Here is a 12,227-nt window from a genome sequence, read left to right on the forward strand (position 1 = left end):
GTAAAGACTTAGGCAGGAAGGAGTATTCAAGGTAGTCCGAATCCGGAGGGATGGGTAATAACCGCCTACTACGCCTACGCCACGCTTTTGTAGGAGCTGCCGCAGGCTGCGATCTTTTGATCTTTTGATCTGTAGTGCTGCTGGGGGTGCTAAGGGATTGCTAAAAGATCGCAGCCTTCGGCAGCTCCTACGTTGGGGGGATTACCCCCAACTGTACGGATAACTTTGCACGCAGCTGTAAGCGCGTAAATCCGGGGTTTATGGCTAGATGAAAGCTCTCCCGCCACTTTCGAATTCTGGTTACCGTTATGTCCTCGCGCGAAAACACCGGCATGGCTCTTGGCCTGCTCGGCGTCATCATCTTCAGCCTGACCCTGCCCTTCACCCGGATCGTGGTGCAAGAAGTCCATCCGCTGCTCAATGGTCTGGGTCGAGCCTTGTTCGCGGCGATTCCAGCAGCATTGTTGTTGCTCTGGCGGCGGGAGAAATGGCCGACCTGGAAACAGGTCAAAGGCCTGACCCTGGTGATCGCTGGAGTGATTCTTGGTTTCCCGGTGCTCTCGGCCTGGGCCATGCAAACCCTGCCAGCGTCCCATGGAGCACTGGTCAACGGCTTGCAGCCACTGTGCGTGGCGCTGTATGCCGCGTGGTTGTCCCACGAACGACCGTCGAAAGCCTTCTGGGCCTGTGCCGCCTTGGGCAGCGCGTTGGTCTTGGGTTATGCGCTGATCAGCGGTGCCGGCAGCATCCAGGCCGGTGATGTGTTGATGCTCGGGGCGATTGCCATTGGTGGTCTGGGCTACGCCGAAGGTGGCCGATTGGCCAAGGAGATGGGCGGCTGGCAGGTGATCTGCTGGGCGCTGGTGCTGTCGACACCGCTATTGATCGGCCCGGTGACGTATTTGGCGCTACAGCACCAAGGCGAAATTTCGGCGAAAACCTGGTGGGCGTTCGGCTACGTTTCGCTGTTCTCGCAGTTCATCGGTTTCTTCGCCTGGTACGCCGGGCTGGCGATGGGCGGCATTGCTCGGGTCAGTCAGATCCAGCTGCTGCAGATATTCTTCACCATCGCGTTCTCGGCGCTGTTCTTTGGCGAACACATCGAACCGATTACCTGGCTGTTTGCGGTCGGGGTGATCGCCACCGTGATGCTCGGGCGCAAGACCGCCATCAAACCTAATGTGGGAGCGAGCTTGCTCGCGAAGGGGCCATAGCATTCAACATTTATGCTGAATGTAGCGCCGCCATCGCGAGCAAGCTCGCTCCCACAGGGTTAGAGGTAGCCATCAGCCCGCAGCAGGGTTTCCAGGCAATGTTCGCTGATGTGGTAGAACGCCTTGAGCTCCTGGATTTTCACCAACAGCTGGGCCGGGTCCACCGGTTCCGCGCGTTTGACCGCCAGGATCATCTTGTTCTTGTTGGTGTGGTCCAGAGAGATGAATTCGAAGACCTTGGTTTCATAACCGCAGGCTTCGAGGAACAACGCGCGCAGGCTGTCGGTGACCATTTCGGCCTGCTGTCCGAGGTGCAAACCGTATTGCAGCATCGGCTTGAGCAGCGCCGGGCTCTGGATTTGCAGGCGGATCTGCTTATGGCAGCACGGCGAGCACATGATAATCGCCGCACCGGAGCGAATACCGGTGTGGATCGCATAGTCGGTGGCGATGTCACAGGCATGCAGGGCGATCATCACGTCCAGCTCGCTCGGCGCCACACTGCGCACATCACCACATTTGAACACCAGCCCCGGATGCTCCAGGCGCGCGGCAGCGGTGTTGCACAGGGTGACCATGTCTTCACGCAACTCGACGCCGGTGACCATGCCTTCGGCGTGCAAGGTGTTGCGCAGGTAATCGTGAATGGCGAAGGTCAGGTAGCCCTTGCCTGAACCGAAGTCCGCCACCCGTACCGGTTTATCCAGCGCCAGCGGTGAAGACGTCAGCGCATGGCTGAAGACTTCGATGAACTTGTTGATCTGCTTCCACTTGCGCGACATCGCCGGGATCAGCTCGTGCTGCTTGTTGGTCACACCCAGGTCCGCGAGAAACGGCCGGGTCAGGTCCAGAAAGCGGTTCTTCTCACGGTTGTGCTCAGCGGACGGTACTTCGCGCAGTTGCTGAGGTTTGCTCTTGAACAGCGAGCTCTTGCCCTTTTTGCTGTATTCGAGCTGGGCTTCATCGGTCAGCGCCAGCAGGTGAGCGTTTTTGAATGCTTGCGGCAACAACGCAGCAATCGTCGCCACGCCCTCCTCGATCGGCAAATTCTTGGTGATATCGCGCGTCTTGTAGCGATAGACGAAGGACAGGCACGGCTGCTCCTTGACCGTCAGCTGCTTGATGATGATTCGCTGCAAGTCGACTTCAGTGCCGACGTACTTGGCCAGCACCAGTTTGATGAAGGCGTTCTGCGCCAGGCTGGTGCTCAGCAGGTCGATAAATTGTGCGTGATGATCCGGCGTGAGGCTGGCGGGAGCTGCGGTAACGGACATGTAAAAAACGCCTCGGGCGGTGCGGATCAGGGAATGGCGGGTATTTTAGGGGGGATGGCGCGTCGGGACACGCAGTTATTTACCCAACGGCACAACCTTCCCAAAAAATCAGCCCAGCACCACCAACCGATTCGGCAACTCATTGCGCACATGGGTCACGGGCACATGCACCTTGAGCAGCTCGCCACAAGCCTCGATGCAGGTGACAAAGCCTTGCAACGTCTGACCCTGTTTCACCTGTCGGGTGAAGGCTGCGACGATCGGCTCCCAGGTTGTGTTGTCCAGCCGTCTGGAAATCCCTTCGTCCACCAGAATCTCGACATAACGCTCGGCCTCGCAGACGAATATCAGCATGCCGGTGCTGCCGACGGTGTGGTGCAGGTTCTGCTCCAGAAACTGCCGACGCGCCAGGTTCGAGGCGCGCCAGTGGCGCACGGAACGCGGGATCAGGTGCGTGGTGATCGACGGAATCCGAAACACCAGGCACAGCACGATGAAGCTCGCCCACTGCACCAGCAGCAAGGTGTGCATGTTCAGCCAGCCGGAAACGTAGTGCACGATGCCCGGCACGATCAGCGCCAGCAGGCTGGCCCAGAGCAATGGGATATACGCGTAGTCGTCGGCTCGGGCCGCGAGCACGGTGACCAGTTCAGCGTCGGTGTCGCGCTCGACACGGGCAATCGCTTCGGCGACCTGACGCTGTTCGTACTCACTCAGTAATGCCATGGTGTTGAATGCTCATTCATTATTGTTATCACCCGCCGCCTCTAAAACCACTAACCCCGAGTCCTGGGGCATAATCTGCCCCCGCCACTGGATTGCATCGAGCCAATCGGCTAAAAGATGCCCAGCGCGAAAAGAGTTCAGAAGTTTGCTGCATTTATCCGAACAACAATAGACGCTCCCTAATTTTCGGCTGACCGGCGCGTAACCACGGCGTCCGTTTAGGCTTTTGAGATCACTATTCATGAAGAAGCTGTGTTTGCTGGGCCTTGCCATCAGCCTGGCCAGTCACTCGGTATGGGCCGACACCAAGCCTGCACCTATTGAGAACAAGGACGCTTTCGTCAGCAACCTGATGAAGCAGATGACCCTGGACGAAAAGATCGGCCAATTGCGTCTGATCAGCATCGGCCCGGAAATGCCCCGCGAGCAGATCCGCAAGGAAATCGCCGCCGGCAACATCGGCGGTACGTTCAACTCGATCACGCGTCCCGAAAACCGTCCGATGCAGGACGCGGCCATGCACAGCCGGTTGAAGATCCCGATGTTCTTCGCCTATGACGTGATCCACGGCCATCGGACCATTTTCCCGATCCCGCTGGCCCTGGCCTCGAGCTGGGACATGGACGCGATTGGCCGCAGCGGGCGCATCGCCGCCAAGGAAGCCGCGGCTGACGGCCTCGACCTCACCTTCGCGCCGATGGTCGACATTTCCCGCGACCCACGTTGGGGTCGCACCTCCGAAGGCTTCGGTGAAGACACCTACCTGGTCTCGCGCATCGCCAAAGTCATGGTCAAGGCCTACCAGGGCGAGACCCCGAGCGCGGCCGACAGCATCATGGCCAGCGTCAAGCACTTCGCTCTGTACGGCGCGGTCGAAGGTGGTCGTGACTACAACATCGTGGACATGAGCCCGGCGAAAATGTACCAGGACTACCTGCCACCGTACCGCGCCGCCATTGATGCCGGCGCCGGCGGGGTGATGGTTGCGCTGAACTCGATCAACGGCGTGCCGGCCACCGCCAACAAGTGGCTGATGCAGGACCTGCTGCGCAAGGAGTGGGGCTTCAAGGGCTTGGCGGTCAGTGACCATGGGGCGATTTTCGAGCTGATCAATCACGGCGTGGCCCATGACGGTCGTGAAGCGGCGAAGCTGGCGATCAAGGCCGGCATCGACATGAGCATGAACGACAAGCTCTACGGCACGGAACTGCCTGGACTGCTGAAGTCCGGCGAGATCGAACAGAGCGACATCGACAACGCCGTGCGTGAAGTGCTGGGCGCCAAGTACGACATGGGTCTGTTCAAAGACCCGTACCTGCGTATTGGCAAGGCTGAGGATGACCCGGCCGACACCTACGCCGAAAACCGCCTGCACCGCACCGAAGCCCGTGACGTTGCCCGTCGCAGCATGGTGTTGCTGAAGAACCAGGGCGAAACCCTGCCGTTGAAGAAAACCGCGAAAATCGTCCTGGTCGGCCCGCTGGCCAACGCGCCAATCGACATGATGGGCAGTTGGGCTGCCGCCGGCCGACCTGCGCAGTCGGTGACGCTGCTCGACGGCATGACCCGCGCCCTCGGCGATCAGGCCAAACTGACCTACGCCCGTGGCGCCAACATCACGTCGGACAAGAAAGTCCTCGATTACCTGAACTTCCTCAACTTCGATGCTCCGGAAGTGGTAGATGATCCGCGTTCGGCGCAGGTCATGATCGACGAAGCGGTGAAAGCCGCGCAGCAGTCCGATGTGATCGTGGCGGCGGTGGGTGAATCGCGCGGCATGTCTCACGAGTCATCGAGCCGTACCGACCTGAACATCCCGGCCAACCAGCGCGACCTGATCAAGGCCCTGAAAGCCACCGGCAAACCGCTGGTACTGGTGCTGATGAACGGCCGTCCGCTGACGATCCTCGACGAGAAGGAACAGGCTGACGCGATCCTCGAAACCTGGTTCACCGGCACCGAAGGCGGTAACGCAATTGCTGACGTACTGTTCGGTGACTACAACCCGTCCGGCAAACTGCCGATCAGCATCCCGCGTTCGGTGGGGCAAATTCCAACCTACTACAATCACCTGAGCATCGGTCGCCCGTTCACCCCTGGCAAACCGGGCAACTACACCTCGCAGTACTTCGATGACACCACAGGTCCCTTGTATCCGTTCGGCTACGGTCTGAGCTACACCAGCTTCAGCCTGTCGGGCATGGCCCTGTCCTCGACCACGCTGAACAAGACCGGCAAGATCGACGCCAGCGTGACGGTTAAAAACACCGGCAAGCGCGACGGCGAAACCGTGGTACAGCTGTATATCCAGGACGTGGCCGGTTCGATGATCCGCCCGCTCAAAGAACTGAAAAACTTCCAGAAAGTCATGCTCAAGGCCGGCGAACAGAAAGTCATCCACTTCACCATCGTAGAGAACGACCTGAAGTTCTACAACGCCCAGCTCAAATACGCGGCAGAACCTGGCAAGTTCAACGTGCAGATCGGCCTCGACTCCGAGGACGTGACGCAGCAGAGCTTCGAGTTGCTTTAACCTCGCAGGCAACACAAATCAACTGTGGGAGCGAGCTTGCTCGCGATAGCGGAGTAACAGTCAACATCAATGTTGAAGGTGAAATCGTCATCGCGAGCAAGCTCGCTCCCACATTGGCTTTCGGCGTGTAGGGGATTGTGTTCAGCCCCGCCGATCCAGCAGATTCACCACCAACCGATCCACCCATCCCCAAACCCGCTGCTTGATCCGTCGCCACAACGGCCGGCGTTGCCACTCCTCAAGACTGACCCTTTGGCTTAACGCAAAGTCTTTCTCGAAACTCGCCGCCACCGCCAGGGTCAGCGCCGGATCGAGGGCTTCCAGATTGCCTTCCAGGTTGAAACGCAAATTCCAGTGATCGAAATTGCACGAGCCGATGCTCACCCAATCATCGATCAGGACCATTTTCAGGTGCAGGAAACACGGCTGGTATTCGAAGATCTTCACCCCGGCCTTGAGCAGGCGTGGGTAATAGCGATGCCCGGCGTAGCGCACCGACGGGTGATCGGTGCGCGGCCCGGTCAACAACAGGCACACATCGATGCCCCGTGCGGCGGCCTTGCGCAGCGAGCGGCGGACTTTCCAGGTCGGCAAGAAGTAAGGCGTGGCCAGCCAGATCCGCCGCTGGCCGCTGTTCAACGCGCGAAACAGTGATTGCAGGATGTCCCGGTGTTGCCTTGCGTCGGCATACGCCACCCGGCCCATGCCCTCGCCCATCGACGGCACCCGTGGCAAGCGCGACAAACCGAAGTGAGAGGCAGGTTTCCAGGCACGGCGGTGGCGGTTGGCGATCCATTGACGGTCAAACAGCAACTGCCAGTCGAGCACCAGCGGGCCGCTGATTTCCACCATCACTTCATGCCACTCGCTGGTGTCGTGGCCGGGCGTCCAGAACTCGTCGGTGACTCCCGTGCCGCCGACCACCGCCAGCGTCTGATCGACCAACAGCAACTTGCGGTGATCGCGATAAAGATTGCGCACCCAGCGCCGCCAGCTCAAACGATTGTAGAAACGCAGCTCCACATCAGCCTCAATCAGGCGTCGCCGTAGACTCAGGGTGAACGCCAGACTGCCGTAGTCATCGAACAGGCAACGCACGCGCACACCGCGCTCGGCGGCTTGCACCAGCGCCTGAACCATCGCCTCGGCGCAGACGCCCGCCTCCACCAGGTACAGCTCCAGCTCGACCTGTTCCTGCGCCTTGGCAATCGCCGCCAGCATCCGTGGAAAAAACTGCGGCCCATCAATCAACAGCTCATAGAGATTGCCTTCGCGCCAGGGAAACACTGCCCCCTTCATGTCAGCGCGCCGTGAAAATCAGCACCGCACCCACCGGCACCGACAGACGTGAAGACTCACCGTCCCGGTACCAGTCGGCGTGGGCTGACAAGGTAACAAAAGCCAACGGCAGCAAGGCCAGGGCTGTGTAGCAAAACCGCTTGAACATAAACACTCATGGGCCAGTAAACCTGAGCCGAACCTTAGCCTGAGTGAACGCGCTTGCAAACCGCGCACGTCAAAAGACCGCCTCTATGGCGTCAACCGACAACCCTGACGAGTCCCTAGCCACGCGGCGATATGACTGCGCCCCATGCCGCTGACCGTCACGCGCTTGTTTGGAGCGTCATCGAGAAACCCGCTGATGGGCAAATACTGTTTCACATAACCCTGGCAATAGTCCGCCGGGTTGTTCTCGACATAACGGCACGAGCAATATTGCTTGGCGGTGTAAGCGCTGATGATGTCGGGGAACGCCCACAACGCAACCCGCTCCTGCCAGATCCAGCCGAGCAACACGGCGATCAACAGCAGCAGCACGCTGAGCCGTGGTCGACGGCGAATAAAAGCGAGATTCATGGCTGCCCCTTCTGCGCGAATGCCGCCAGTGCCCGTCGGAGCAATTCGTTGTGCTCGTAACTGCCATCGCGATCATCGCCATAGCGCACGATCACCAGGTTCTCGCTGGGCACCACATACAGCGCCTGCCCCCAATGGCCGAGTGCGGCGAAGGTGTCATCAGGTGCGTCCTCCCAGGGTCTCTCCGCGCCGTCGACCGCACGATTGAGCCACCAATGCCCTCCGGGGACGGCTTCATCCGAATTGGTTTTGAAGCGATTGAACGGTTGGCGGTTGAACTCGACCCAATCCTTGGGCAGCAACTGCCGCTCGCGCCAACGACCATCGCGCTGCATCAACAGGCCAATCCGCGCCAGATCGCGTGCCGTCATATAGGTATAGGACGAGGCAACAAAGGTCCCTGCGGCATCGGTTTCCCACACTGCACTGCGAATGCCCAAGGGGTCGAACAACGCGGTCCATGGATAGTCGGCGTAGCGTTGCGCACCGACCATGGCTTTCAGCGTTGCGGCCAATAGATTGCTGTCGCCGCTGGAATAACGAAACGCCTCGCCCGGCGCGCTGAATTCGTCATGGTCGGCGGCGAACGCAGCGATGTCCTGGCGTCCATGGGTGTAGAGCATCGCCACCACCGAAGAATTCAGCGGCGCATATTCATAACTTTCCTGCCAGTCCAGCCCCGAGGCCCAATGCAGCAGATCAGCGATGGAAACATTCGGATGGCTCTGCAAGGGTGGATAAAACTTCGCCGCCGGGTCCTGCATTTTGAACAAGCCTTCGCCATAGGCCACACCCAGCACCGTGGCCATCAGGCTTTTACTGACGGACCAGGTCAGGTGCGGTGTGTCGACAGTCGTGGGGCCGGCGTAGCGTTCGTAGATCAACTGCCCGTCACGAATCACCAGCAAGGCATCGGTGCGAACGCCTTTGCGGTTGACGTCGTCGCGCCGTGCAAAGGCGTAATCCTCCAACGCCTGAAGCGCCGGACCGCTGATTTTCGGACCGGGCGACCATTGCTCGGCAGGCCAGTTTTCTGCCAGAAGCGGAAGGCTGACCAGCAACATGAACAGCAGAGGCAGGCGTTTGAACACGGCAGACACTCAGAGGGATTAACCCTCTGAGCGTAGTCGAGATAAATGACAGTTCGAGAAATGCGCTGTCGGTGAGACCGTCATCGCGAGCAGGCTCGCTCCCACAATGGATCAGTGCTGACTACAAATCCTGTGACCAACCGAAATCCCTGTGGGAGCGAGCCTGCTCGCGATGAGGCCCATCAATACACCGCCAATGCCTTGGCCAACCGCTTGGCCCGCGCCCCTGCCGCCAGATCCAGCACCGTCTGATCGCGCTTCCACAACGCCGCCCACTGCGGTGGTCCGTCGGCAAAGGCTTCATTGAGCGGCGCCTTGAGCCCATCGAACTGCGCAAACAGCCCGCCCAGCAACACGTGTCCGGCGCTGCTATTCGGCGGTTGGCGGCTGGCTTCCGCGCACCCGGCCAACAGCGCCAGCAACTTCAGTTGAAGGCTTTGCGGCCAGTCGTTGTCCCGACCGACACCGAACAACCAGGCACTCATGGCGCTGAGTACATAGATGTCTTCAAGGGTGCGGAACGGTTTGACGTACGCGTCCCAGCCATCTCCGGCGAGCAACTCACACAACGCGTTCTCGAGATGCAGCCGACCGTGGCTGATATCCGGCATCAATGGGATTGCCGGGAGTTTTTCAACCCGTACACCCGGTTCGCCGGGGTACACCACCGCCAGACTCAAACGCGCCGATTCGCCCGCCTCCTCGCTGCGCGCGACAATCAGTAACCAATCCGCCGCATCGCCCGCGGTGACGAAATCCTTGCGACCGCTCAAGCGCAGATCCGCGAGGCGGGTTTGCATGTCCGCCGGGCGCAGGCTGCGCTGTTCGGTCGCACACAGCGCCCCCAGACTGTGCGGTGCGCTGGGCCACAGCATGCGCAACGCCGCCTGGTAACCCACCAGAAAGGCCAGCCCCGGCGTTGCCATCATCCGCCCGCCGCGCACCGCCAGCTCGAACGGCGTCACCGCGCCCAACACCTGCAGCAACGTCGCATAACCCTCCGCCAGATCAGGGTTTTCGGGCTGACGCTGGTCGCAGTTCAACAGGGCTTGCCATGGCATAAACGGATCCTCAAGGGCTGTCACACAAGCATCACCAAAGCTTCATGGCGATGACACCGGGGCTACATAGCCTGACTTTGCACAACAAAGTCGATCGACTGCAACCCAAGACGGGTGAGCAGCCCGTACGGAGATTCGCAATGACTCAGATCGCCCGCATCAGCGACACCGGCAATGAACGCCGCTTGCAAGCCGAACGCCTGATCGGCGCCGAGGCGTTGCAGGAAGCCCAGGCCCTGCGCTTCAACGTTTTCAGCGGCGAGTTCAACGCCAAGCTCAAGGGCGCAGAGTTGGGTCTGGACATGGATGACTATGATGTTCACTGCGCACACATTGGCGTACGTGATTTGAATACCGGACGCCTGGTGGCAACCACGCGCTTGCTCGACCATCAGGCCGCCAGCAGCCTGGGGAGCTTTTACAGCGAAGAAGAATTCAGCCTGCACGGTCTGGTGCATCTGCAAGGCCCAATCCTGGAAATCGGTCGCACCTGCGTCGACCCGGCCTACCGCAACGGCGGCACCATCGCCGTGCTCTGGGGCGAACTGGCCGAAGTGCTGAATCAGGGCGGCTACAGTTACCTGATGGGTTGCGCGAGCATCCCGATGCAGGACGGCGGGATTCAGGCCCAGGCGATCATGCAGCGCCTGCGTGAACGTTATCTGTGCACCGAACACCTGCGCGCCGAACCGAAAAAACCGCTGCCGGCCCTCGATATCCCGTCCAACGTAATTGCCGAAATGCCGCCACTGCTCAAGGCCTACATGCGTCTGGGTGCGAAGATCTGTGGCGAGCCGTGCTGGGACGAAGACTTCCAGGTCGCCGACGTGTTCATCCTGCTCAAGCGCGACGAGCTGTGCCCGCGTTACGCCAAGCATTTCAAGGCGGCAGTCTGATGAGCCGGCTGCGGGTGTACGCGCGGATCGCGCGAGTGCTGCTGGTGGTGGCGTTGGGCTTGAGCATGGCCAGCGTGTTCGGGCTGTTCGAGCGCATGGGTGTGGCCAACTCGATGGTCCGACGCCAACGCTGGTCGCGTTTTTTCATGACCCGGCTGAGCAATGCCCTGCCCTTTCGCGTGACGGTTCACGGCGAACTGCCGCAACAACCGATGCTCTGGGTCAGCAACCATGTGTCGTGGACCGACATCCCGTTGCTGGGCATGCTCACGCCGCTGTCGTTTCTGTCCAAGGCCGAAGTGCGTACCTGGCCGGTCGCCGGCTGGCTCGCGGCCAAGGCTGGCAGCCTGTTCATTCGTCGGGGGTCGGGTGACAGCCAGTTGATCCGCAAACAGATGAGCCGCCATCTGGAGCAACAACACCCGTTGCTGATGTTCCCGGAAGGCACCACCACTGATGGCCGTTCGTTGCGCACCTTTCACGGCCGCTTGCTGTCCGCCGCCATCGATGCAGACGTGGCGCTGCAACCGGTGGCCGTTCGTTATCTGCGCGACGGCCAGGTCGACCCGCTGGCACCGTTCATTGGTGATGACGACCTGCTCTCCCACTTGATGCGCTTGTTCGCCAACGATCAGGGGGACGTCGAAATCCATCTGCTCAAGCCGATTGCCTGCCACGGCCAGGAACGCGCAGCGTTGGCCTTTGCGGCGCAGCAAGCGGTGCAGAAGGCGTTGTTTGGTGATGTGGCAAAACCTGCAGAACCGCGTCGCGCTGGCGAACTGATCGCCGCCTGAAAAAGATCGCAGCCTGCGGCAGCTCCTACATTGGGATGGCGTACACCCTGTAGGAGCTGCCGCAGGCTGCGATCTTTTGACCTGATCTACCGATGCTGCGCCGAAAACTCCTGAAGCTGCGGATAGAACAACCGGAAATCATCTCTCAACGGCTCATACAACCGCTCCAACTCCTCCATCGCCGCGGCCAATTCTTCCGGCCGCGACAGGCGCCGTGAAATCCCCCGCAGCACCTGGTCCAGCACCGCAAACTCCCGATAAGAACCGAGCCAGTCATTCGCCGCCATGTGCGGGGCGATCTGCGCCAGGCGCCCTGGCAACTGCGGTTCGGCGGCCAGCACCCGATACACATCCGAGGTGAACTGCGAAAGCGGCTGGTCGGCGTAAAGCGCCCAATCCCGCGCCAGGCAATGGTCGAAAAACACATCGAGCACGATCCCGGCATAACGCCGGCGGGTGATAGAAAACCGCGACAACGCGACATCCACCAACGGATGACGGTCGGTAAACACGTCGATGCTGCGATGCAACTGAATAGCTGCTTCGATCTCCGGATTGAACTGCCCTTGCAGCCGACCTTTGACGAAGTCGCCATACAAACTGCCGAGCAATTGACCGGGACGCTGGCCACCGAGGTGAAGATGTGCGAGATAGTTCATGGGCGCAGCTTAGCACTGCCCCCTTGTATTTTTACAATCAACATATCGTTATAACTCGATATACCGATTCAGGCTGATCTCAGACCAAAATCATATTGGTATATCGCGAATTGACGATTTAA

Annotated in this window: 11 protein-coding genes and 1 pseudogene; 4 read left to right on the plus strand and 8 right to left on the minus strand. The window is 60.1% G+C overall.

The genetic code is table 11. The features are described 5' to 3' along the window. Positions 1 to 308: 308 nt before the first annotated feature. Positions 309 to 1,214 (plus strand): DMT family transporter, encoded by a 906-nt coding sequence (locus tag AC1RPZ_RS21695; protein WP_493139275.1) that lies wholly within the window; start codon positions 309 to 311, stop codon positions 1,212 to 1,214. Between the two features lie 59 nt (positions 1,215 to 1,273). Here AC1RPZ_RS21695 and AC1RPZ_RS21700 read toward each other — a convergent pair whose 3' ends face one another. After that, the gene (locus AC1RPZ_RS21700) at positions 1,274 to 2,488 is read right to left on the minus strand and encodes a class I SAM-dependent methyltransferase (RefSeq protein WP_493139277.1); all 1,215 of its coding nucleotides are present in this window, start codon (positions 2,486 to 2,488) and stop codon (positions 1,274 to 1,276) included. Between the two features lie 108 nt (positions 2,489 to 2,596). Continuing rightward, positions 2,597 to 3,214 (minus strand): TPM domain-containing protein, encoded by a 618-nt coding sequence (locus AC1RPZ_RS21705; RefSeq protein WP_493139278.1) that lies wholly within the window; start codon positions 3,212 to 3,214, stop codon positions 2,597 to 2,599. A gap of 241 nt (positions 3,215 to 3,455) precedes the next feature. Here AC1RPZ_RS21705 and bglX point away from each other — a divergent pair, with 241 nt between their 5' ends. Beyond that, positions 3,456 to 5,747, plus strand: a complete 2,292-nt coding sequence (gene bglX / locus AC1RPZ_RS21710; protein ID WP_493139279.1) for a beta-glucosidase BglX — start codon at positions 3,456 to 3,458, stop codon at positions 5,745 to 5,747. Between the two features lie 141 nt (positions 5,748 to 5,888). On the opposite strand, the gene AC1RPZ_RS21715 is transcribed toward bglX, so the two are convergent. From AC1RPZ_RS21715 to AC1RPZ_RS21735, 5 genes and pseudogenes are all read right to left on the minus strand, one after another. Next, the gene (locus AC1RPZ_RS21715; protein ID WP_493139281.1) at positions 5,889 to 7,046 is read right to left on the minus strand and encodes a phospholipase D-like domain-containing protein; all 1,158 of its coding nucleotides are present in this window, start codon (positions 7,044 to 7,046) and stop codon (positions 5,889 to 5,891) included. Between the two features lie 40 nt (positions 7,047 to 7,086). Further along, positions 7,087 to 7,194 (minus strand): annotated as a pseudogene (locus tag AC1RPZ_RS21720) (YceI family protein); the annotation flags it as partial. An 83-nt stretch (positions 7,195 to 7,277) separates the two neighbouring features. Further along, positions 7,278 to 7,604, minus strand: coding sequence for an amidase (locus AC1RPZ_RS21725; protein WP_493139283.1), 327 nt, complete (start codon positions 7,602 to 7,604; stop codon positions 7,278 to 7,280). After that, positions 7,601 to 8,695: a serine hydrolase domain-containing protein gene (locus AC1RPZ_RS21730; RefSeq protein ID WP_493139284.1), complete on the minus strand. Its 1,095-nt coding sequence runs from the start codon at positions 8,693 to 8,695 to the stop codon at positions 7,601 to 7,603. The genes AC1RPZ_RS21725 and AC1RPZ_RS21730 overlap by 4 nt, the downstream gene beginning before the upstream one ends. A 182-nt stretch (positions 8,696 to 8,877) precedes the next feature. Further along, positions 8,878 to 9,756, minus strand: a complete 879-nt coding sequence (locus AC1RPZ_RS21735) for an acyl-CoA dehydrogenase middle domain-containing protein (protein WP_493139285.1) — start codon at positions 9,754 to 9,756, stop codon at positions 8,878 to 8,880. Between the two features lie 140 nt (positions 9,757 to 9,896). Between AC1RPZ_RS21735 and olsB the strand changes: the two genes are divergently transcribed. Both olsB and AC1RPZ_RS21745 read left to right on the plus strand, forming a co-directional pair. Then, a complete protein-coding gene (gene olsB, locus AC1RPZ_RS21740; protein ID WP_493139287.1) occupies positions 9,897 to 10,652 on the plus strand; it encodes an L-ornithine N(alpha)-acyltransferase in 756 nt (251 codons plus the stop codon). Beyond that, entirely contained in the window at positions 10,652 to 11,446 is a 795-nt protein-coding gene (locus AC1RPZ_RS21745) for a lysophospholipid acyltransferase family protein (protein WP_493139288.1), read from the plus strand. Before olsB ends, AC1RPZ_RS21745 begins: the two co-directional genes overlap by 1 nt. Before the next feature lie 86 nt (positions 11,447 to 11,532). On the opposite strand, the gene AC1RPZ_RS21750 is transcribed toward AC1RPZ_RS21745, so the two are convergent. Next, positions 11,533 to 12,105 carry an acyl carrier protein phosphodiesterase gene (locus tag AC1RPZ_RS21750; protein WP_493139289.1) on the minus strand — a complete coding sequence of 191 codons (573 nt, stop codon included), beginning with the start codon at positions 12,103 to 12,105 and terminating at the stop codon, positions 11,533 to 11,535. Between the last annotated feature and the right edge of the window lie 122 nt (positions 12,106 to 12,227).

It is taken from the genome of Pseudomonas sp. GW822-FHT02D10, from assembly GCF_058802345.1.

Bases quoted from the DNA above. Each gene is read 5' to 3' on its own strand.
- AC1RPZ_RS21695 (WP_493139275.1), top strand. From the start codon at position 309: ATGTCCTCGCGCGAAAACACCGGCATGGCTCTTGGCCTGCTCGGCGTC.
- AC1RPZ_RS21700 (WP_493139277.1), bottom strand. From the start codon at position 2,488: ATGTCCGTTACCGCAGCTCCCGCCAGCCTCACGCCGGATCATCACGCA.
- AC1RPZ_RS21705 (WP_493139278.1), bottom strand. From the start codon at position 3,214: ATGGCATTACTGAGTGAGTACGAACAGCGTCAGGTCGCCGAAGCGATT.
- bglX (WP_493139279.1), top strand. From the start codon at position 3,456: ATGAAGAAGCTGTGTTTGCTGGGCCTTGCCATCAGCCTGGCCAGTCAC.
- AC1RPZ_RS21715 (WP_493139281.1), bottom strand. From the start codon at position 7,046: ATGAAGGGGGCAGTGTTTCCCTGGCGCGAAGGCAATCTCTATGAGCTG.
- AC1RPZ_RS21725 (WP_493139283.1), bottom strand. From the start codon at position 7,604: ATGAATCTCGCTTTTATTCGCCGTCGACCACGGCTCAGCGTGCTGCTG.
- AC1RPZ_RS21735 (WP_493139285.1), bottom strand. From the start codon at position 9,756: ATGCCATGGCAAGCCCTGTTGAACTGCGACCAGCGTCAGCCCGAAAAC.
- olsB (WP_493139287.1), top strand. From the start codon at position 9,897: ATGACTCAGATCGCCCGCATCAGCGACACCGGCAATGAACGCCGCTTG.
- AC1RPZ_RS21745 (WP_493139288.1), top strand. From the start codon at position 10,652: ATGAGCCGGCTGCGGGTGTACGCGCGGATCGCGCGAGTGCTGCTGGTG.
- AC1RPZ_RS21750 (WP_493139289.1), bottom strand. From the start codon at position 12,105: ATGAACTATCTCGCACATCTTCACCTCGGTGGCCAGCGTCCCGGTCAA.